This window comes from Phascolarctobacterium faecium (assembly GCF_003945365.1).
Lineage (GTDB): Bacteria > Bacillota > Negativicutes > Acidaminococcales > Acidaminococcaceae > Phascolarctobacterium > Phascolarctobacterium faecium.
The window spans coordinates 623,588-645,385 of the sequence record NZ_AP019004.1 but is presented as its reverse complement, the minus strand read 5'-3'; the positions used below and the strand labels follow the sequence as shown (position 1 = coordinate 645,385).

22 protein-coding genes and 1 tRNA gene are annotated in these 21,798 nt (G+C 44.8%); 8 read left to right on the top strand and 15 right to left on the bottom strand.

All coding sequences use genetic code 11. From position 1 onward, the window contains the following. Positions 1-97: 97 nt before the first annotated feature. Together PFJ30894_RS03095 and PFJ30894_RS03090 are read right to left on the bottom strand one after the other, a co-directional pair. Complete coding sequence (locus tag PFJ30894_RS03095) at positions 98-538, bottom strand: Dps family protein (RefSeq protein WP_125669002.1); 441 nt, start codon at positions 536-538, stop codon at positions 98-100. 56 nt (positions 539-594) lie between these two features. Next, positions 595-1,215: a superoxide dismutase gene (locus PFJ30894_RS03090; RefSeq protein WP_021717460.1), complete on the bottom strand. Its 621-nt coding sequence runs from the start codon at positions 1,213-1,215 to the stop codon at positions 595-597. Positions 1,216-1,611: 396 nt separating this feature from the next. Here PFJ30894_RS03090 and PFJ30894_RS03085 point away from each other — a divergent pair, with 396 nt between their 5' ends. Continuing rightward, entirely contained in the window at positions 1,612-2,265 is a 654-nt protein-coding gene (locus PFJ30894_RS03085) for a hypothetical protein (RefSeq protein WP_125669001.1), read from the top strand. A gap of 89 nt (positions 2,266-2,354) precedes the next feature. Here the strand turns inward: PFJ30894_RS03085 and PFJ30894_RS03080 are convergent, their stop codons facing one another. Together PFJ30894_RS03080 and PFJ30894_RS03075 are read right to left on the bottom strand one after the other, a co-directional pair. Beyond that, positions 2,355-4,268 (bottom strand): sensor domain-containing diguanylate cyclase, encoded by a 1,914-nt coding sequence (locus tag PFJ30894_RS03080; protein ID WP_125669000.1) that lies wholly within the window; start codon positions 4,266-4,268, stop codon positions 2,355-2,357. Positions 4,269-4,504: 236 nt separating this feature from the next. Further along, a complete protein-coding gene (locus PFJ30894_RS03075; protein ID WP_046431090.1) occupies positions 4,505-5,935 on the bottom strand; it encodes an SLC13 family permease in 1,431 nt (476 codons plus the stop codon). Positions 5,936-6,053: 118 nt separating this feature from the next. Between PFJ30894_RS03075 and PFJ30894_RS03070 the strand changes: the two genes are divergently transcribed. Next, entirely contained in the window at positions 6,054-6,950 is an 897-nt protein-coding gene (locus tag PFJ30894_RS03070) for a LysR family transcriptional regulator (RefSeq protein WP_125668999.1), read from the top strand. Between the two features lie 64 nt (positions 6,951-7,014). Here PFJ30894_RS03070 and PFJ30894_RS03065 read toward each other — a convergent pair whose 3' ends face one another. The 5 genes from PFJ30894_RS03065 to PFJ30894_RS03045 form a co-directional block, all read right to left on the bottom strand. Next, positions 7,015-8,403, bottom strand: a complete 1,389-nt coding sequence (locus PFJ30894_RS03065) for a GGDEF domain-containing protein (RefSeq protein WP_125668998.1) — start codon at positions 8,401-8,403, stop codon at positions 7,015-7,017. Between the two features lie 205 nt (positions 8,404-8,608). Next, positions 8,609-9,268: an energy-coupling factor transporter transmembrane component T gene (locus PFJ30894_RS03060; protein WP_125668997.1), complete on the bottom strand. Its 660-nt coding sequence runs from the start codon at positions 9,266-9,268 to the stop codon at positions 8,609-8,611. Next, positions 9,268-10,074 (bottom strand): energy-coupling factor ABC transporter ATP-binding protein, encoded by an 807-nt coding sequence (locus PFJ30894_RS03055; protein ID WP_021718624.1) that lies wholly within the window; start codon positions 10,072-10,074, stop codon positions 9,268-9,270. The genes PFJ30894_RS03060 and PFJ30894_RS03055 overlap by 1 nt, the downstream gene beginning before the upstream one ends. Further along, positions 10,074-10,937: an energy-coupling factor ABC transporter ATP-binding protein gene (locus PFJ30894_RS03050; protein WP_231997936.1), complete on the bottom strand. Its 864-nt coding sequence runs from the start codon at positions 10,935-10,937 to the stop codon at positions 10,074-10,076. The genes PFJ30894_RS03055 and PFJ30894_RS03050 overlap by 1 nt, the downstream gene beginning before the upstream one ends. Next, positions 10,934-11,515 carry a tryptophan transporter gene (locus PFJ30894_RS03045; protein WP_046431081.1) on the bottom strand — a complete coding sequence of 194 codons (582 nt, stop codon included), beginning with the start codon at positions 11,513-11,515 and terminating at the stop codon, positions 10,934-10,936. The genes PFJ30894_RS03050 and PFJ30894_RS03045 overlap by 4 nt, the downstream gene beginning before the upstream one ends. Before the next feature lie 440 nt (positions 11,516-11,955). Here PFJ30894_RS03045 and PFJ30894_RS03040 point away from each other — a divergent pair. Then, positions 11,956-12,031: transfer RNA gene (locus PFJ30894_RS03040), tRNA-Ala, on the top strand. Between the two features lie 108 nt (positions 12,032-12,139). Continuing rightward, entirely contained in the window at positions 12,140-13,582 is a 1,443-nt protein-coding gene (locus PFJ30894_RS03035) for a hypothetical protein (RefSeq protein ID WP_113077927.1), read from the top strand. A 484-nt stretch (positions 13,583-14,066) separates the two neighbouring features. Here the strand turns inward: PFJ30894_RS03035 and PFJ30894_RS03030 are convergent, their stop codons facing one another. From PFJ30894_RS03030 to PFJ30894_RS03010, 6 genes are all read right to left on the bottom strand, one after another. Further along, a complete protein-coding gene (locus PFJ30894_RS03030; protein WP_125668996.1) occupies positions 14,067-17,126 on the bottom strand; it encodes a reverse transcriptase domain-containing protein in 3,060 nt (1,019 codons plus the stop codon). Positions 17,127-17,625: 499 nt separating this feature from the next. After that, positions 17,626-18,036, bottom strand: coding sequence for a hypothetical protein (locus tag PFJ30894_RS03025; protein ID WP_113077925.1), 411 nt, complete (start codon positions 18,034-18,036; stop codon positions 17,626-17,628). After that, positions 18,020-18,166: a hypothetical protein gene (locus PFJ30894_RS11775; RefSeq protein ID WP_167457011.1), complete on the bottom strand. Its 147-nt coding sequence runs from the start codon at positions 18,164-18,166 to the stop codon at positions 18,020-18,022. The genes PFJ30894_RS03025 and PFJ30894_RS11775 overlap by 17 nt, the downstream gene beginning before the upstream one ends. Before the next feature lie 44 nt (positions 18,167-18,210). Next, positions 18,211-18,864 carry a sigma-70 family RNA polymerase sigma factor gene (locus PFJ30894_RS03020; RefSeq protein WP_125668995.1) on the bottom strand — a complete coding sequence of 218 codons (654 nt, stop codon included), beginning with the start codon at positions 18,862-18,864 and terminating at the stop codon, positions 18,211-18,213. A 17-nt stretch (positions 18,865-18,881) separates the two neighbouring features. Continuing rightward, on the bottom strand, positions 18,882-19,100 hold the full coding sequence (locus PFJ30894_RS03015) for a hypothetical protein (RefSeq protein ID WP_125668994.1): 219 nt from the start codon (positions 19,098-19,100) through the stop codon (positions 18,882-18,884). Beyond that, complete coding sequence (locus PFJ30894_RS03010; protein ID WP_113077922.1) at positions 19,100-19,426, bottom strand: hypothetical protein; 327 nt, start codon at positions 19,424-19,426, stop codon at positions 19,100-19,102. The genes PFJ30894_RS03015 and PFJ30894_RS03010 overlap by 1 nt, the downstream gene beginning before the upstream one ends. A 456-nt stretch (positions 19,427-19,882) precedes the next feature. Between PFJ30894_RS03010 and PFJ30894_RS03005 the strand changes: the two genes are divergently transcribed. From PFJ30894_RS03005 to PFJ30894_RS02990, 4 genes are all read left to right on the top strand, one after another. Further along, a complete protein-coding gene (locus PFJ30894_RS03005; RefSeq protein ID WP_167457010.1) occupies positions 19,883-20,455 on the top strand; it encodes a peptidoglycan recognition protein family protein in 573 nt (190 codons plus the stop codon). A gap of 539 nt (positions 20,456-20,994) precedes the next feature. Further along, positions 20,995-21,222 carry a DUF1659 domain-containing protein gene (locus tag PFJ30894_RS03000; protein WP_046431328.1) on the top strand — a complete coding sequence of 76 codons (228 nt, stop codon included), beginning with the start codon at positions 20,995-20,997 and terminating at the stop codon, positions 21,220-21,222. Between the two features lie 42 nt (positions 21,223-21,264). Then, on the top strand, positions 21,265-21,477 hold the full coding sequence (locus tag PFJ30894_RS02995) for a DUF2922 domain-containing protein (RefSeq protein WP_021718644.1): 213 nt from the start codon (positions 21,265-21,267) through the stop codon (positions 21,475-21,477). Between the two features lie 5 nt (positions 21,478-21,482). Continuing rightward, positions 21,483-21,644 carry a YvrJ family protein gene (locus tag PFJ30894_RS02990; RefSeq protein WP_125668992.1) on the top strand — a complete coding sequence of 54 codons (162 nt, stop codon included), beginning with the start codon at positions 21,483-21,485 and terminating at the stop codon, positions 21,642-21,644. Positions 21,645-21,798: the final 154 nt, after the last annotated feature.

The following is a 21,798-nucleotide window of genomic DNA, read 5'->3' as shown; positions in this document are numbered from 1 at the left end:
TGTGTCAAAAAAATGTTTATCCGCAAAATTTATCTGCGGGCATAGCAAAACCCCCGCCGCCTTATGGCAGCGAGGGTTGCAGTTTATCCGTTCAGTTTCAGGCAATGTAGGATTTGAGCATCCACAGCAGTTTTTGATATTCCCCTAAATAATCATTGAACTGGTCCGCAGTCACACCGTCGCCGGCAGCATCTGCCAGCTCCACGATCTCTTTGGTATCCCTGATCCAGTATTCCACATCGGCGATCAGCCCCTGCACAGTTTCTTCCGAAGAAATCGGCTTATCTGCCAGTTCCTTGATCGTCGCCAGCGCCAAAGCCTCTTTCATATTGGCGACCGGCGCCTGACCAACTGCCAGAAGCCGTTCAGCTACCGCGTCGATGATCTCGGCAGTCTGGTCATACAGCTCCTCAAGCTTTGCATGCAGAGTGAAGAAGCTGCGCCCCTTCACATACCAGTGCAGATTATGGAGCTTGATATAAGCGACTTCCTGATTGGCAAGATAAAGATTCATTTTTTCATATAATTTTTTAGACATGATAGATTCCTCCTCAAGATTTATAAATTCTGTTATTTTCAGTATCGACCGGATAATCAGCCGTTTTGGACCTGCTCGTAATTAGCCGCTACCGCTTTCCAGTCGATAACATTATAGAAAGCCTGCACATAATCGGCGCGCAGATTTTTATATTTCAGGTAGTAAGCGTGTTCCCAGACATCGATGCCCAGGATCGGCACGAAACTGCTGCCTTCGATGATCGGGTTGTCCTGGTTCGGGCTGGCAGACAGCAGCAGTTTGCCGCCGGCAGCCGCAGACAGCCAGGCCCAGCCTGAACCGAACTGCCCTAACGCCAGCGCGCTGAGCTGTTCCTTAAAAGCGGCAAAACCGCCGAATTCTCTGGTCAGTGCCTGCGCCAGCGCGCCTTCCGGTTCACCGCCGCCGTCAGGACTGATAGTCGAAAAATACAGGTTGTGGTTATAATAACCGCCGCCGTTGTTTCTGATAGCTTTACGCAGACCGCTGTCAGCGATACTGTCCAGGTTTGCCAGCAGCTCGGTGATGTCCCGTCCTGCCACGCCGGCTTTTTCGGCTGCGTCATTCAGGTTTTTAGTATACGCCGCATGATGCTTGGAATAATGTGTTTCCATCGTCAATGCGTCGATATGCGGTTCTAATGCCTCATAAGCATAAGGCAGCTGATATTGTTTATACATATAGATCCTCCTTTGGCCAAAAGCTTTGGCTCATCGCAGTTTATTTTCGTTTTAGTTAGCTCTGGCTAACCTTTGATTTGATTATACACTACTCTCTTTATAAAAACAAGTCTAAATTGATTTTAATTATCAATTACTTTATTTACATAATTCAAAAATATTTTCCATTGACCCGTAAAGCCTGCTGCCAGGCGCAGCTGCTTCTGGAAAAATGCATGGAAAAATCTTTAAGCATTCCTTGAAAAGAGCTAAATTGCTTTCTTCCTGCCAAACATGCTAAAATAAAAATGTCAGAAAAAAGTCTGTAAATCGTCATAATTTTGACATAAGTTTACTCTACAATAAGCATACAAGGTCAAACGAACCTCAAATCACAATCTTAAAGGAGATGTTGTTATGATAAAAACTTCCTGGAAAAAATCCCTTGTTATCGCCGGTGTCCTCACCGCCCTGTGTGCTTCCGCTGCTTTTGCGGCCGAGCAGGCCGATACCAAACCCAGCATGCGCGAGCGTGTCGGCACGATCCTGCACCACGACGAAGGCGACAATTATCCCGACCGTCCCTACCATATGGAACGCGGCCGTCACTGGGGCGGCCCCATGCACCCCGGTCCGCAGCTGACTGACGAGCAGGTCAAGGAACGTGAAGCCAGACGCGCTGAATGGGAAAAAATGACCCCGGAAGAACGTCAGAAGGCACACGAAGAAAAATATTCCAAATGGCGTGAAGAACGCATGAAAAATATGACGCCCGAAGAAAAAGAACGCTTTGAACAACGTGAAAAACAGCGTGAAGAATGGCGTAAAATGACTCCTGAAGAACGCCAGAAAGCCCGTGAAGAAGCACGCGCCAAATGGGACAGCATGAGTGATGCCGAAAAAGACGCTGCCCGCGAGCATTTCCGCAGCTATTACCATGCAGGCGGCGGCCATTACTATGAAGGCCACCGCAAATACCGCCACCATAAAGGTGAATACCGCGGCGAGCACAGAGGCGGCTATTATGGCGACGGCCGCACCGAATGCCCTAATTCCAACTGCCCCTGGTAAATATCAAAAACTTACGTAAAAAATCCTTTCCTCACATCCAAAAAGCCTGCGTTTCTAATGAAACGCAGGCTTTTTATTTATATTCCGCTTTATTCCTTTTCCTCATAGACCGTATAACCGTTCTTGCCTTTGTCCTTTGTCTGATACAAAGCCTTATCTGCTTTTTCATACAGCTTGGCAAAGCTTCTGCCATGCTGCGGCGCTAAAGCTATCCCTACGCTGACAGACATTTTCCAGCAGCTGCCGCTGTCCTCACAGATAGTATCAAGCTTCTGGCACAGGCGGGCCGCTTTGCGGCGGGCGCCTTCCTCATCCGATATCGTCCCGAAAACCACGAACTCGTCACCGCCGATACGGCCGATGATATCGTCCTCACGGCAGAATTTTTTCAGCCGTTCCACGAACTCCCGGATACAATAATCGCCGAAAATATGGCCGTGCAGATCATTGGCCTGCTTAAAATTATCAATATCGATGATAAAAAAGCTGTAGCTGCCCTGCAGCTTGCCGCACAAAACCCCGTCGATGATCCTTTCCGTCGCCTTTTTCGTATAAACGCCGGTCATCTCATCTGTGGAAGCCTTTCTTTGTGTTTCCAGCTCCTTGCGTTTCTCCTCGTCGATATTTTTACGATAAGTAAACATATGCACTGACTTATCAGCTTCCGAATAAAAAATATAAGCGTCGATCCGCATCCAGAAATAATCACTGCCGTTTTCTGTGATCATAAATTCATACTGCAGATAATTATTGCCGGCCTTAAAGTGCCGCATCACGTTTTCAATACTGAACGTCGCCACATAGCCGGCCCGGTATTCTTCCAGCAGCTGCCTGTCGGCCACAGCCTGCAGAAATTCCTCATAGGGCAGGTCTTTAGCTCCCATCGCCTCAAAATACAGCTCGGTCTTTTTGCTGGCTGCCCTGTTTTTAGTGATGTTCAATTCATAAATATTATCGTAGATCTGCTCGGTCGCTTCCTTGAACAGCTCCTGCCGTTCTTCCAGCAGCTTCGTCATCCGCACGTTGAACTTTCTGATCACCGAAGTGATAGTCAGAATGATCAGCAGGATCACCACAGAAATCAAAACTACCGTTTCCAGCATCTTTTCATTCAGCTCGGCCAGTAAGGCGCCGGTATCCTGCTTTACCAGCAGATACCACGACAGATCGGGGATATAGCGGACGACCAGATAGCTTTTTTCGTTATTCTGCACATCGCCCGGCATCCAGATATCCCAGTTGGTCCTGCCGTTTTTCCATTCCAGGATCTCGCTGCGGATATCTTCGCTGTCATTGACCTTGAACCAGTCCGCCGTCTGATGACCGTTATAAAGGCTGGAAACTTCGATCTCGCCTTTTTCATTGATCAGATATGTCGCAACGTCGTATTCCTTTTCATATTCCTGCAGCAGGCCTTTGATATAATCGACATTCACGCCGACGCCCACTACACCGATCACCCGGCCGAACGCATCCCTGATCCTGCAGTTTACAAACAGAGTGATCTTATTGGCCGCACCAGCAACTTCATCATTATCGATATTAAGGCTGTATTCTTCGCCGCTTTGCAGAAAATTATAATACCAGACGTTTTCATCCTCGCCCCGGGCAAGATTGCGGTCCAGACCGTTGAAATTATAATAATTATTGGTGGACGCCGAAACCAGGAACACCGAATCATAGGCATACTTATTTTTATAGGTATCCAGATACTTCCTGATCGTTTCCTGGTAACCGGCCTCCTGATAACGGCTGCCCTCTTCCTCCAGCAGCTTGATCAGCAGGCTGTCATGCGCCATCGTCTGCGAGATATTCACCGGCTTGGTCAGCATCGTCGACAAACGGTAATAAATACCTTCCGAGGCCAGCGAGGAGACCTGTTTGATCTTCACCAGTGAAGCATTATAATTAGCGCGGTAGCTCAAAGTCGCGATCAGGGCGAAACCAACCAGCAAAATCACACTGACGAGTAAATTAGTTTTTAATAAGATATTATTTTTCATTGCCAGCTGCCTTCTATTTTCCGTTATTATCTATAATAAATACAATCATTATATTAAGTTACTATTTTTATTATATTCTAAAAGATTTTTACTGGCAATCTTTAAATTGTAATATTAAATAAATACTTGTTTTTGGTGAACGCTTTTTACGGCTCATACTTTCCCAAACCTTGTGCCGCCAGCGCCCGCACAAAAAAATCCCACCGCCATGCAGCAGTGGGAGCGACAGACCCTTTTCAGACCGTAGAGAACAACGGCCAGTACCTGATGAACAAATAACCAACGACTGTGATCAGCAGTACACTGCACAGCGACAGCAGCAGCCCGTTTTTAAACAGCTCGGCCGGGTCCAGCCCATAGCTGACCGGGATAGCCCTGATCGATACCGGCAGCACATAGGCGCTGTTGAAGGCGACGATCGCCACGAACAAATACGGGATCGGGTTCAGCCCCAGCGCCTGCGCAATACTCTGCACTACAGGCACGGCAATGGCGGCGGCCGCCGTATTGCTGGAAATCTCGGTCAGCACCGTCGAAAACAGCGTAAAAGCAAACACCGTTTCCAGACCGCCAGTCAGCGGCAGCAGCGTGATCGCCTCAGCCATTTTCAGGGCCGCGCCGGTTTCCGTCACCAGACTGCCCAAAGCCAGGCCGCCGGCAAATAAAAACAGCATGCCCCACATAACGCCCTTTTCCGCAAATTCCCAGGTCAGCAGGGCCTTGCCGTCCTCATCCTCGAAGGTGAAGGCCAGCAGCCCCATGATCAGAAAGACATACGCAGGCTTCAGCGCCGGCAGCCACCCGGCGTACAGCGGCCGGATAAAAGCCAGCAGTGTCGCCGCGACAAACAGCACCAGGCTGATTTTTTCGCCCAGCCGTATCGTGCCCAGCTGCGCGTACATTTCCTTAAAATATTCGCTGGTACCAGCCAAGCGCTTTACCGGCACCGGCAAATGGAACAGGAAAAACAGATTCAGCAGCAGGACCAGTACCAAAAGCGGCAGAAAACGCACCACCCAGTCGATATACATAAATTCCTGTCCTGTCAGCTTCTCCAGATAGCTGATCGCCACCAGGTTCGCCGCCCCGCCCAAAGGCGAGCCGAAGCCGCCGATGCCCGCGCCCCAGACGATCGCCAGCAGGATCGGCACTGCCAGCTTACTGTTTTTGATGTTTTCCTCGCCAATAAACTGCAGCATGGATACCGCTACCGGTACCAGGATCGTACAGACGACCACATTCGGCAGAAAGATGGACAGTACCGTCGCTACCAGCAGCCAGACTGCTATCTGCTGCCGCAGTGACGTGCCGATACAGCAAAGGGTCTTGATCGCCAGCCGCTTGTCGAGTCCCGTCGTCGCCCAGGTCAGGCAGACCAGATCAGCGCCGAACAGCAGCACGATGATCTCAGAAAAATACTGACTGATAACGTGCTGCATCGGGATCAGGTCAAACAATGCGTTGACACCGATCGGCACGAACGCCGTCACCGAAATATTGACCGGCCGCAATATCCACCACAGCGCCATCCAGACCGTCGTCCCCAGCGCCGCAGCCGCTTTGAAGCCAAAGAACCATTCCAGCAGCAGTATCGTCAAGCCGAAGCTGAGCGGCCCCAGCAATACCGCTACGCTGTGCAGGCGGCGCTTGCGTTTACTTCCGTACATAACCCCATCCCCTTCTTGCTCTCAAACTATTTTTATTGTAGAATGGTGGTATAAAAAAGTAAAATACTATTTCTTTGTTATTATAATAAGAATTTCTTATATTTTTTAGAGGTGAGCTATGGATTTTGAATTTTACCGTAATTTTATCACCGTCGCCGAAACAGGCAACCTGACCACAGCTTCCAAAAAACTGGCCCTGGCCCAGCCGGCCCTCAGCGCCCAGATCAAAACACTGGAGCACTATTACGGCGCCAAGCTGATCCAGACTGCGCGCGGCAAGCGCCAGCTGACCCTGACCGAAGCCGGGGAAGCCTTCCTGGGCAAGGCCCGCCAGATCTGCCGCACCGAAGAAACCATCCTTTTAGATATGCAGAGCTTCAATAAAAAAGCTTCCGGCACACTGCGCTTCAGCGTTTCGCCTGCCAAAAGCACCTTTTTCATCAACACCTATCTGCGTCCCTTTGCGGCCGCCTATCCCGAAATCTGCTTCCAGTTCCGGGAAGAAGCCGTCAGCGCCCAGACCAGACATATTGCGGAAAACAGCAGTGATTTTGCCTTTGCCAACGCGCCGCTGCCGTCACCGCAGCTGTTTGCCGCCCACAAAACGCAGAAAGAATATTTTTACGCCGTTTACAGTCCGCAGGCAAACTGCGGACTTGACCCACAGCAGCCGCTGACGCCGAAACAATTACAGAATATCCCTGTCTGCTGTAACTTCGGCTGCTACAGCCTGCTGCGCAAAGCCTGCCTCAAGCACGGCTTCATGCCCAAGATCCGCTTTATCGCCACCACCAATACTGCCGCACTCGCTTTCGTGCAGGACGGCAGCGGCATCGCCATCGTTTCCGCCGGCGGCAGGGACGACTTCCCCCAAGGGTTGCAGCAGCAGCTGCTGGCTGATGATGAACTGTATTTTGAACAGACGCTGTTCTGGTCCAAAAAAGACCGGTTAAGCGCCACCGCCCAGCTGTTTTTGGACTTTTACCTGGCGGCAGCCAAAACTGACCGCCACTGATCATCAGGATCTGCACATAAAAAAGCCTTTATGACTTTGTCATAAAGGCTTTTATTATTAAGATTTACAGCTCATATCCAAACAGGACACCCTTACCGCCGGCTTTCTTCACCTTGTACATGGCCTGATCAGCTTTGAGCAGCAGCTCCTCCGCCGTCCTTCCGTCCTCGGGATAACGCGCCACGCCGATACTGACATTGCAGAACACCTCGCCCCTTTTCAGCCGCCAGGGCTGGGCAAACCGCCGATGGATAAAGCTGGCCAGATTCCGGATATTAGCTTCCGTTTTATCCCCGTCGATGATCGCGATGAACTCATCGCCGCCGTTGCGGTAAATAGCGTCATGCAGCAGCGGGATACCGGAAAAGAACTGTCCCAGCTGCACTAAGAACTCGTCCCCCGCTTCGTGACCAAAGGTATCGTTGATCTTTTTAAAACCGTCGATGTCAAAAAACAGCAGATAACCTTCGCCGCCCTCCTGCGTTTTGTCGATCCGGCGCTCGCACTCCTTCACCAGCATCCGGCGATTCGGCAGGTTCGTCAGCGAATCATAATTGGCCAGATACTCGACCAAAGCTTCGTTGCGCTTATTGTCAGTGATATCGGCACTGCTCACTACATGGGCCAGTCTGCCGTCCACCCAGCGGAACGCCGCGCTGAACACCCTGAACCAGGAACCGTCGAAAGGCCGCTGATAATCCCATGAATAGATCTTAGTCGGTTCACCGTTCTCATCGATCAGCTTTTGCTGCGGGCAGAAAGCACAAGGCCCGTTTTGACCCGGGAACAGCACCTCCCAGCACTTGCGCCCCAAAAACTGCGAAATACCGCCGTACGGGGCCGCCATAGAACGGTTGGCATATAAAATATCATGGGTATGGAAATCGTTGACATAAATATCTATACCCGTATTATCCAAAATGCTTTCCAGCGAATTTTTGGCAAAAGTCAGCTTGTTCTGATAGACCCGCACCCCGATATACCGGCCAAACATCGACAGCACTGTCTTCAGCAGCTGCTGCGTGCCCGCCGGCGGCACCGGCCGGGCCGACTGCTGTAAAAATACCAGCAGCCCGTAGATCTGCAGCGTTTCATCGACTACTGAAGCCACTACCAGCGACTGCGCCGCAAACAGCTCCAGCAAAGCATTCTCAGCCGCACTGTTCTTTTGTCCACCCTCCAGCCAGACAAAGGTTTCCTGCGCCAGATAGCTGCGGTAAGCAGCGTCGACCGCGTCGATCGGAAAACTGCCCCGCAAAGGCAGTTCCTTACGCAGACAGCGTTCTTTCAGATGCAGATGGTTGTACTGGTCCAATTCATAGATCAGCCCGCCGTCAAAATCAAAAGCAGAACAGAGCTCCGCCAGAGCCCTGTCGATGACTCCGGTATCCACCTGCTTGCCGCCCAGTAATTCAGCTAAAGATAAAACGAGAGTATCACCCGATTGTACCATTGCAGCCACCTTCTATCCATACATTTAAAATAGTTCGATATTTTTATATACTTTGCTGATTTTATTCTATCATATTTATTATTTTTATCAACTGTAATTTATATTCTTTTAGGCAATAAAATTATTATATTACTCAAAAAAAGCAGCCGCGCCCTTTCTAAGGCAGCAGCTGCTTGCAGGATGATTTAAAATTTTCAGCCGGGCATCATTTCCAGAACGGATAGGTACTCAGGACCACGACCAATCCCAGCACGATAAAATCGGCGGCTCCCAGCGGCTCTCGCGGCATATTTTTATAAGTATTGCTGCCGAAACCCTTCAGCTCCATACTCAGCGCCAGCGTTTCGGACTTGGCCACCGCCCGCATGACCAGCGGTCTGATGACCACGACATACGAAAGCAGGCGTTTCACGCAGTTGCCCCGGTTGGAATAACCGCGGCAGGACTGAGCATCCAGCGTGATCTCGCTGTCAGCCAGGAAATTAGGCACGAAACGCAGCGCCGTCGTCAGCATAAAAGCATATTCACAGGGCAGGTGGAAACGGTCCACCAGCGTCTGGGCAATATCCTGGATACGCGTCGCCGCCAGCATACACAAAAACGCCATCGTCATGACCAGCATCCGCAGACCGCCCGTCAGCGCCACCTCCAGCGGCGAACCGAACAGCAGCTGGAGCAGGATCATCAGCCCGGTGAACACCGCCAAACCTCCGATCGCCGCCATCGTCATGCGGTCGCGCTTGATCGACAGCAGTAAAGCCAGCTCAAAAACCAGGATCGTCGCCACCGCCTTGACCGGCAGGATAAAGACCCACGCCGTCACAGCGACAGTGACAATGATTTGAGTAAACGCACTGATCCGCATCAGTCCTCAGCTCCTTTCCGCACCAACAGGCGGCAGAACTCCTCGGGTGTCGCCGCCGTAAAACCCAGACTGCCCGCCAAAGCAGCCGCCGTCGGCCGGCGCAGGCCCCATTCCTCCACAGCATACGCACCGCCGAACAGCTCCGTCGGCGTACCGTCATACACCAGGTCGCCGTCCTTCAGGACAATGGCCCGCTTCGCATAACGGCGCACCACGTCCATATCATGCGAGATCAACACGATCGTGATCCCCTTTTCTTCGTTCAGCGTCTGCAAATACTGCATCATCCGCTCTTTCTCGATCGCATCCTGACCGTTGGTGATCTCGTCTAAGATCAAAGTACGCGGATTGAGCGCCAGCGCCGACGCCACACCCAACCGCCGCTTCTGCCCAAAGGACAGCAGACGCGGATACGCGCCCGCCAGCTCGGCCAGCCCCGTAGCCGCCAAAGCTGCCTCCACCTGCTTTTTGATCGTCTCTGCCGTCAGCTTTTTAGCCCTCGGCCCATACGCCACCTCATCAAAAACCGTATCTTCCAAAATCTGCAGATCCGGGTTCTGGAATACATAACCGATCTTGTCAGCCAGGTCGGCCGGCTCATAATTGACGATATCCTCGCCGTCTACCAGCACCTGCCCGCTGCGTGGATGCAGAAGCGCCATGAACAAACGGCTCAGCGTCGTCTTGCCGCTGCCGTTATGGCCCAAAAGCGCCACAAACTCGCCGTCACCGATCGTGCAGGCGATATCGTTCAGTACCGGCAGACCCCTGCGGTAAGCAAAATTGACCTCTTTAGCCTCCAGCATCAGGCGTTCCCCCCTTCAAAACCAAGCAGCTGTAATTCCGCAGCCGCCTCAGCCTCAGTCCGCCACTCGCCCAAAGTGATACCGAAACGGCGCTCGACGCCCAGCTTCACCTGCCATAGCGCAGGCACCAGCGGACGCAGCTCCTCGTCCTCATACATCGTCCGCGCCGCAGCGGCAAAGGTATCAGCCGTTACCAGCTGCCCCTCCTTCAGCACTACCATGTCCGTCACATAAGGCAGCAGATAGTCCACCCGGTGCTCAACTACGATGATCGTCGTGCCGTAACGCTGATGGATCGCATATAACAGCTCATACAGCGAATGGGCCCCGTCCGGGTCCATCGCCGATACCGGCTCATCCAGCACAATGATCTCGGGATGCACAGCCAAAGTAGCCGCCAGCAGCAAACGCTGGCGCTGCCCGCCCGACAGCTCGTCCAGCTGATAACTCTCGCGCCCCGGCAGACCCACGTCCTCCAAAGCCTTACGGGTACGCTCCGCCACCTCCTCCGGCGCAAAACCGTGATTCAGCAAACTGAAAGCCACTTCCTCGCCCGCGGTCAGCGAAACCAGCTGGCTTTCGTAATCCTCCAGCATCAGTCCCACGCGCATCGCGATATCCGACACCCGGCGGCCTTTAGTCGATTCGCCCAGCACCTGCACATCGCCGCTGTAACGCCCGCCCATATAAAAAGGCACGATGCCCGTCATCGCCTTGCACAAAGTAGTTTTGCCCGCGCCGCTGGGGCCGGCCACCACCGTAAACGAACCCTTTTTGATCTCCAGGTCGATATCCTGCAGCACCAGTTCCGATTTATTATAAGCAAAATAAAAATTTTCCAGCCTGATAACGCTCTCCATCATTCATCGTCCTCCTGCACAAAAAACAGCTTCCGCACCGGCCCGAACAGCAAAAAGGTGATCATGCCGTTCAGCGCGCCCACGATCGCCACCACCGGCAGCATGGCATACAGCCAGACATGCAGCGGCAAGCCCAGAACGATCTTTAAAATGAAAGTAAACACACCGCCGCTGGCCATAGTTGCCAAAAATCCCGTCACCAGGGGGCGCAGCTTCCACTTGCCCAAACCGCAGCGCAGCATCGCCTTGACCAGGATGCAGCAGGTGATCGCCCCCGAAAGCTCGCTGGCGATATTGCCCAGCGGAAAAGCCGACTTCGACGACGGCACCAGCGTGATGCCCGCAATAAAACCGATGCCCACAGCCTGCGACAGCGTCGGATTCGTCAGATTGATAACGATAGAATACATGGCGATCGTCCAGTTCGGCGTCACGCCGCCCACATTAGGGCTGACCGTATGCAGGATGATACCGATAGCAAACAGCATCGCCGTGATCGCTACCCAGCGGTAGCCGTCCTGCATTGGTTTAACTTCGATCAGGTCCACCAACGGCAGCCTGGTATTTTTTTCTTTATCCATAATATAAGCCTCCTTCAAATCGGGCAATAAAAAAAGCCCTTCATCCCCATGTAGGGACGAAAGACACAACTTTCGCGGTACCACCCTGCTTGACCGATTAAGGTCCGCTCGCTAAGATACGGGCCATGGCCGATATCCCCTTCCCTGGTAACGGGCGAAGCATCCCGACGGCGTCTACCCCCTTGCGGGCTCAAGCCGTATCTTAAAGGTCCATTCACCCTGCCGCCAAACGCCGGACTTGCACTGTCACCGGCTCGCTGAGGTCCGCTTGGCAAAGCTACTAATCCTCATCATCGATCAAATACTTATGAAATTACTTTAAAGTGTAGCACCAGCGGCAAAAGTTGTCAATAAGCGCGCGTGTATACATAGCGGTAAGCCCCGAAACTAAAAATATACTTGTAATTTTGCGCCGGCAGGAGTAAGATATTTTATGTAGTGGGGACGTAGCTCAGCTGGGAGAGCGTACGGTTCGCATCCGTAAGGTCGAGAGTTCGATCCTCTTCGTCTCCACCATTATATTGAAAGTAAAGAAGCCGCTGAATATTCAGCGGCTTTTTGTTTGTTTAAATATTTCATGGTATAATGTTTAATAAATAATTATATTAGAGAGGTGTCTTGGTCATGAAAATAAGCCAAATTTATAAATTGAATAAAACTCAATACGAGCTAGATTTTGTTGATATAGATCCAGAAATAGACACACCTCTCTTTTTAGACCCATACTATATTTCAAAATGCGATTTTGATTTTGCAATAACAGCAGATAGCTCTATTAGATCATATTTTGAATTCCTTTTGGCACTTTTAAGAAATAATGACGTGAAAGAAGCAGAAGAATTATTCTCATATTTAGGAGAAAATAATGATATTTGTTTTGGTATGTCTCGTGGTAAACCAAATGGTCATGGTATGGGGCCGAAAGATACAAGTTTGATATTCCAACAGCTTTTGCAAAGTAATGCAATAAAAACTGGAGTAATGGAAGATATTGAAGACTTTCGTATATTCGTTCCGAATGTTGATAAAGATAAAGTGTCTGACATGACTGCTAATATTATTAAAATTCATTTACTTGAATATACAAAAGAACAATGTTTTTTACATAATATTCCACTAACCCCAAATATTCCTTCAGGAATGTATTGGAATCAAAAGACAAAAAGCTGGGACAACAATTACACAGAACGACTCATCCTAAATAATAAACCAATATTACTAGTACCTAAACGTATAGTCTCATATTCTGATAAATATACTCCTACTGAATATCGACAACACTTCGTCTTAAACTATCTTCAAAATGAACATCTTCGCCTTCAAACCGCATTAATGCGAACACGCAAAGATAAATCCAAATATGTTACAAAGAAAAGTGTCATAGACAGCGAAGAAACAATGGATAAAGATTATCTTGCTAAATTCACCAAACAGCACCCAGAGATATTCAAAAATTTTAAAGAACAAACATCAACCAAATTACAGCCTATTGACGGATATGTAACTAACCCATTAGATATTACTTCTATTTGCAAATATCTTTCAGATAAATTATCCACTCTTTCCCCTGGCTCATCAGAAGCATCTAATTATCATAATTTAATAATAGGAATTCTAGAGTTATTGTTCTATCCAAATTTATCAACACCAAAAAAAGAAACGCCTATTCATGAAGGCAGAAAAAGAATTGATATTACTTTTAATAACTCTTCTTCAAATGGATTCTTCTTTAACTTACCAACAAAAGATTCTTCTTTAAACTGTCCTTTTATTTTTATTGAATGTAAAAACTATGTGGGAGAAGTAAAAAACCCAGAACTAGATCAACTATCTGGACGTTTTAGTCCAAGGCGTGGTCGCGTTGGTATTCTCACATGTAGAGCATTAGATGAAAGTAATTCTTTTATGAAACGTTGCTCAGATACTTTAAATGATGGTAGAGGATTAATTATCCCTATCACTGATATTGATTTAAATAGGGCTCTTTCTGAATTTCCACTTAAAGGAACATCCGCTATAGAAAATATTCTTAACGAAAAATATCAACAAATAGTTTTTCCAAAATAACTAGTCAACATCAATATATATCATATAATACCATACCAGCGCCATTATACTAGGTTTATTTTATAAATTAATACTCCACTTCCAATTACATAATTTAAACTATTATATATTCAATACGTTTTGTCTGACTGGCCTCATTTATAATATAAGACTTACACAAATAATATTAATAGTTCTGCCCTCTTTGTCTCCAGCGTATATTAAAAATTAGAAAAGCCGCTCTGAATATTGAGCAGAAGTCTGAAAAATAGACATTGAAATAAAAAGTCTTCAATCTTAGAATATAAATTGCGACTGAAAGCTTTTGTATGTCTGTCAAAACAAGATTCTTTCAATACATTACATTGATACTTTTAAACAAAAGGTAAAAACGGAGTCAGACGGAGTAAATCAATGATATTCTATGATTGGCTTTTATATTTTGTGTCTATTAACTCTGGGGCGGTTCAATATTCAGCGGCTTTTGTGTTAGAACTTTAAAGGATTATTTCCATAAATAATCCTTTAAAGTTCTTTCCATTTTCATTTTCAAAATTTCTTTATCAAATTGAGGTGGAGTTGGCTTAAATATGCTATCGTCTTTTTGCAATTCATATTCCTTAATTTGAAAATTTCTCATAACATCTATATCTATATCTTCTACTAATATTGAACGATTTTTCCCTCCTTTTGTTCTGATTATATTCAATATCTCAGTTTTCGAAGGTTGCACAATTCTACTATCACCATAATCAGATGAATTAACTTGAATGCAATAACAATGTAAGTCTCTACAAAAAGATTCCATTATACTACTATAATAATTTATATCCCGATTCCATTCAACTACGATACATAAATCAGCATAAGATTGGAATAATGACCTGGCTTTAATTGATGATAATTCAAAACAACAATATAATGAAAACCATATATCCCCCCATTTAAATAAGCAATAAACATTTCCTTCCATTGGCCTATAATTATAACCCTTAATTAATCTTAATTCATTTGGAGAAAAATGAACTTTTTGATGATATGTAACATGAGCATACTTATATTCTTCTTGCCTATAAGGAAGTATCACTGCAGTAAGATTATAAACAACACCTCTATTAATATTGTTATTATTTAAAGAAACTACATGCTCAATTCCAGTAATTATCGACATTTGATTTCGAGCACAAAATCTTGTAAGTATCGGGAGCCACTCAAATGGCAAATAATTCTCTGGTAATACTAGTAATTCTGCCCCCTCTTTTATAGCGTCACTCAACAATTTTGAGACTTCTTTATATCTATCATATGTACGATTAGGTTTATTACAAAGTGCCGATATTACATCTGATTCTTTCAAAATGGCATTTCCAATAGCTGCTCTTAATTTACTTCTTTTGGTACTATTTACAAAAATTCCAAAAATGTCTTCTCTTTCATTTTTTATCTTCTCTATTTTCTTAACTTCAATTTCATTAGTCATAATAGGTCTATCTAAATCTTTTGGGTGCAAATAATTTAAATAAAAATATAAATCATTTGTTTTTTTCAATAATTCATCATGTTTGTCTATATTATTATTTTTAGCAATTTTTTTGCAAATTAAAGAAAAAGATATTTCTTGTGGAGCCACTATATATGGGTAATAAATATAATTATTCAAAATATTAGTTTCTGATAAAATTCCCCAAAAATTTGACTCTTTAATATTTTTCATCATACTATCAAGCTTATATAAATAAAAATTATCATTCCTAGAATCACAAAATGCTTCTTCTTTGATACAATCGACTGGTAACGGCGTAGTATATTTATTTACCATTCTAGTTAAGCAATAAGATTTTCTTAAACATGTAATTTCTTTCGCTTTATAATTTATTATTTTATTAAGCTCAAGATCAGTCAATAACTCTTTAATATGAGTTCCCCAACAAAGAGCCAGGGCTCTACTTAAAGAAGAATATAGAATTGTATATAATCCCTTTCTATATTCATTTAATTTTATATTTTCATCTTTTAATTTTACATTGCCAATGGCTTCTGAAATTTTCTTCACTAAATTTTTAATATCTTTGACTCTATTATTCACAACCAATATCTCGAACAGTTTTTCCCAAGATGCATAATTTTCTATTAACATTCTTTTATCAAAAATATTTAACAAATCTTTGTCAAATTTGCTTTCTTTTTTGTCTTCTATTACTGCACCAACACGTAGATATTTACCTAAAAATTTTGACAGTTCAAATTTGTTTAAAGTTACTTCATTTACGTCCCTTAATTTATTTATACTTCCACTATTATTTAAATCAAAAATTTCACTATAGTCATTACCAATTAAACCTGACTCTATATCAGGTAAAAATCTAAATTCACTAACATTATGTGCAATTTGTGTTTGAAAGCATGTCAATAAAGCTTCTGTTGCACCTTGCTTAAAATAAAATACTTTTACCTTATCATTTTGAACAGAAATATGTGACTTTGTATTGTTTAAAAACTTCCTATTGACAGAATACACATTTTTTTCATCTTTACAGATAAAAAGTTCATTATCATTTGGACAAATTTTATCTCTACTTTTCGTCGCATTACATCCGCAAAAATAATATTTTATTATATCTGTTTTAGATGGTTGTTCTTTCAATAAGGAGCTATTTTTTTCTACTTTATCAACAATAATAATATCATCAACATATCGTCCATAATAAACAGGATTCCACCGATCTATTATCTGCCTATCGAATTGATTTAATCTCCAGTTAGACAATATATTTGATGGTAAAAATCCTATTGGTAATATAGATGCCTCTGCTCCATCTACTACATACATATCTGTAATTTTGTTCACTAACTTCGAATATTGTTTTATAACTTTAAATACGAATAAATTTACCCTTCTTTTCCATTCTTCATTACCATCATAAAAAGCATCAAATTCTTCACTTGTAATTTCTATATTATAAAAAAAACTTTTAAAATCCAAAGTCAATATTAATGCATCTTGCTTTTCAATTAAACAATTTTTAGCTAATTTCAGACCTTTATCTCGCCAATCTTCATATTGTGAAAAATACGGTTGAAATAAAGAGGGAGAAAAAGTTATATTATTTTCTTCATTCATTAGTTCATTATTTACTAAAGTTCTTCTTAATCTATTACCATATGAATATTCATACATATCATCATCTAAGAAGCGACCAATGAATAAAATCCACAATACCCCCAATATATGTCCGGTAACATCAAGATCTATAAAAAATTGCGGCTTATCAATAACTATATCATTTTCATTAGTATTAAAAATTACTTCTGGCAAATCTTCTTTAGATAGTTTCTTTGGCAATAATAATACATCTATAGATTTTAAAATTTTTTCTTGGTACTTATTCCATACTTTATCATTTCCCAATAAGGCATCATTCATTTCTTTTATATTTTTTTCAAAATCATTCAATTCGAAATCGACAATTTTATTTCTCAAAGGAAGCTGCGTTTTATCAAAATATATATTAGCTTTCAATTTTTTATATGCTATTTTTATATCCCTCTCTAGCTTATTACACATGAACATTCTTCCTTCCATAATGATATAATTATATTATATCATTTATATTTTATATTTTACAATTTAATGATTGATTTCTTTCTCTATATAGAATTATTTAATTTTGTTTTATAGTATCAAAACAAATAAAAGCTCTTAAATATTCATCACTATTACATAAAATATTAAAAGAAATATAAATACACCCACAAAAATCTTCTATGGAATTGACTATAAATAATGATCATATACGAATTTTAAGGGAAACAAAAACTGAGCTATTGTATGTTAAAAACATTAGATAATACTTTAACGGATGTTTTTTATACTAACCTCAAAAACGCCCCACCAGAGAATTTAAATTCTTTGATTAAATTAAGAAATAACTTTACATATGAAGATATTATCACTTCAAATATCGATACTATGATAGACTACTTTAAATCAAGTTATCATGTTAGGATTTGTAATTGAACATTTAATAAAAAGTACCTTAATAATTAATTAACTATATCCAATTTTAACCTCTCCCCTTCCTCTCATACCGCAGCAGTGCTTCCTGCGCTATTTCTTCGGGTGTTTTCGGTGTAGCTTTCAAATTATAAGAGCCTTGCTTTTGCAAGGCTCTTTTTTGTGCATTTGTGGTATTCGCTTGATCGTTTTCTCTTCGTTCTTTATCTAATATCCTCTCCCTCCTTATGCCCTGCGCTTCGCGCAGGGCTTTTTCCATATTATAGAAGTTCGGTTCGCGGCGGCGGGCAGTCATAATAGTCACCGCAATATTCCATTCGGCATCGTCCGTCTCGCAGAAGCATTCTGCCCAGCCATCAATAAATCTGGCCCGTTCATCTTCGTTTCTAAACCGCAGCTTTAGTCTGTTATATTCAAACAGTTTTATCATCCGCCGTATCTGTTCATAAGGTCTCTCCATTTTTCAGCACATCCTTCGCAATATTTTCAGCCTTTGATTGGCTTATATGGTCAGGCGCACTTACGGGTTTCTCTGTCCAGACAGCAGCAAACGCATTTCCCAGGCAGATCACCCTGGCTGGCAGTGCCATAACAGCCTGCCGGCCTGCGCCTGATGATCCATATTCCAGCTTATCTACATCATCAGTTCTTCCGCTTCCCGCTGTTTTTCGGCCTGATGCGCTGCAAGCAGCAGCTGCCGCAGCTTAGTAAGCCCTTTTTTGATCGTTTTGCTGATCGCCGCAGGACTGACGCCAAATCTCTGTGCCAGTTCGCCGTTGCTCCAGCCTTCCAGAAAATGCAGTTCGATCAATTCTTCCTGTTTGGGCGAAAGCTGTACCAGCAGTTCCTGCACTTCCGCAAAATCCTGCTGCAGTTGCTGCTGTTCAAAATAAGTACGCGTCATCTGCGCCGCATCTGCCGTCAGCACTTCCTCTGCAAATTCACAGCCGCTTTCTATTTCATAAGGGCAGGTCATTTCTTCATCCTTATGCCGGCGTTTCCATTCACTGCTGAGCGCCGCATACGACTTACTGACGATAAAAGCCGGCAGCTTCTCGAAATCCTGCCGCGCTCCCCACTTTTCCAGCGCCTTTACTACGGCAACCCTTTCGATCTGTTCGCCATCCTCGGCAAAACCTTTATAAGCGCTGGTATGTGCTATTTTACGCAGTTTGATATCAAAAGCCTGCAAAATCACCCCCAGCATTTTTTTATTGCCCTGCTGCGCTAAAGCCACTATTTCGGCCCATTTATCACACTCCGCTGTTTCTGTGCAAGTAACTGTCATCAATACATCCCCTTATCTCACCCTGCTGCGGTGATCTTATTATTCAACACCTCTACTGCCAGCTCCCGCGCCGTCAGGCTGTCCAGACAGTCTATACAAATAATGATCCCATCCAGCTCGATATAAAAATCACCGGCGCCAACTGCCTCATTACACAATTCACAGCTGTACACGGCTTCCGCCAGACTCTGCGGAGGTTCCAGCCACGCATTTTCGATCGCTGTAAAATGATCCACTAGTCACACCTTGCGCCAGAACTGCGGCGTGACGTTAAACTGCGCTTAAGCGCCCTGCGGAACAAAGCGCTGCAGTTGATATGCTCGTCCTGTGCCTGCTTGCGCAGACCATAAGGCAAAACGATACGCAGCTCTACTAAAGCATCGTCCTTTCTCGGCGGTTTCACCGTTCTGGCAGACTGCGGCTCAACTGGCCGTACAGTCTCTGTCTGGCAGTGTTTTCCCTGCAGTAAGGGGCATTTCAGCGCCAAATACAAAAGACGGGCACTCAGCACATCGCCGCCCGTCTTTTTAGATTTTTGTTGTGAAGCTAAAGAATCATTCATGTTTTTTACCTGCTTTCGCTGAATTTAGGGTGTAAGTATCAATACTAACGCAGATCAGTAATACAAAACCATTATTAACACTTAAAACTTCCAAGTCAAAATCATAAGTATGTACGAAGGATTTACAGATTTTAATGATTTAAAAGCTTTAAGAGATGCTAAAGGTCTTTAAGATTTAAAAGATTCGGTATGCTTACTGCGTCAGTAATAATATCCCCTACTCTTATATGGCTTTTTACAAGGTCATTTTTAACCCCCTTTACATAAATAATTTTTATCCGCCGCTTGGAAGAGCAAATTTTACACTTTTTAAATTTTTCCTGCCGGCAGGTTAAAAAACAGGGCCTAAAAAGCCATATAAGAGTGAGAGGGCGCCACAGCACATCAAAATGCTGAACGGAGTACGTTAAAATAATGGCCTGCTCTCCAAACTCACAGGAAAGGAGCATCTCTACTATGCAAATGCAAATATCATCAGCACCGCTGCTGACAGCAGCCAAACTCGCCGAACTTGTCGCCCTGGGGCACAACCGCATCTCGCAGATCTATCTGCACTGGACCGCCGGGCGTTACGGCCAGCTTTACGACGACTACCATTTCAATATCGACGCCGACGGCAGCAGCGTTTACCAGACCTGCACGCAGCTCACCGAGCTTAAAAGCCATACGTGGCACCGCAATACCGGCGCTATCGGTATCGCTCTCTGCTGCGCCTACGGCGCGCTGCCACATAACGGCAGGGATACTGATTTCGGCAAGTTTCCGCCCACTCCCCGCCAGATCGACGCCGCAGGTAAATTAGTCGCCAAGCTGGCGCAGGGGCTTAATATCCCTATCGACCGCGGGAACATCCTTACTCACTGCGAAGCCGCGCTTATCGACGGCTACGGACCGTACAGCGGCGACGCCGAAACCCGCTGGGATTTATGGTATCTGCGCGATTCACCCGGCGACGGAGCTATGAAGCCCGGCGGACAGGTCATCAGGGGCAAGGCCCTGTGGTATGCAAAAAGCAGCCCCCTTGATTAAAAGGGCTGCTTTTTAAAGAACACAATGTTTTCTTTTAATGTTTTCTTTTAATGTTTTCTTCAAGCTTTTTTAGACTTTCTTGAAAGAAAGTCAGCAAAGAACTTTCAGCGCTGTTAAGATTTGGATTGCGCTTTAAAACCCTCTGTATCATACGTTTTACTGCCATAGACCGTAAATATTGATAATATCAGGCGGTCGATACTCTGCTTATGAAATCCATAGCTGAATAGTACGGCACAAGGGTTTTGAGCGCACATTGTGACACATTCCGTTGTGTACGCTGTGAGCTGTAAGCGCTGGAGGGACTGTTTGAGGCATTGACGATCAGCAGCTAAAGCTTTTCTCTGTACTGCAATGCCGAGTTGCCCGGAAGCCGGACAGCGAACGAAGTTAAACAGGAATTGTCACAGTGCGCAAAGTTCTTTATGCAGCTTTCTTTCAAGAAAGCTGCATAAAGAAAACTAAAAAGTATTTTCACAAATGTAACCTCTGGTTACAAACCACAAAAACAAAACCAAATTATGAAAGGAGCTGAAAATATGACTGTCAGCAAAAATCCTACTTCCCTCAAACTTTCCATGGACGTAGAAAACGGCACCAACGCCCTTGGCGCCATGCAAACCAAAAGCACCTCTGTCGGCAGTGTCCGTCTGGACGCCGAAGCCGCCAAATGCCTCGCAGTTACCGAAGCCATCGGCGAGCTTATGAGCCACGCCGTCGTTAACGTCTACGTTACCGAAAAAGCCGAACTCGACAAAGCAGAATAACCTAAAATTTCAAACAAAAATCTAATGTAAAGGAGAACAAACATGGAAAAAACTTTAGAACTCATCTTCACCAAAAGCGACGGCGCTAAAAAAACTTTAAGCATCGCCGACCCTCGTGAAGACGTTACCTTAGCCGAAGCGCAGGCAGCAGCAGCCAAGATCATCGAAGCAGGCGTGCTGACCAGCGGCGGCCTGGGGCTGAATGAATTCGTCGAAGCCCGCATCAAAGTCGTTACTGTTACCGTGCTGGCATAATCGCCATGGATACCAAAGAAATTTTCAGCGCTGTCGGCAACTTCGGTTTCCCGATGGTGCTGAGCTGGTATCTGCTGCTGCGTATGGAACAGCGGCTTGACCGCCTGACTACCTGTCTAAACGAACTGAGCAAGGCGATCATCAGCAACCATAAGGAGGGTCAATAAAAATATCAAAATCCAAAAAATATTTTTGCTATTACGTTTGTTACTAAGAATAACAACAAAATAAAATCAACTTAAAACACTCACAATAATAGTATTAAACTTTATTGTGAGTGTTTTATTCTTACTTAACCTCTATTAATCAAATTCTCCGTTG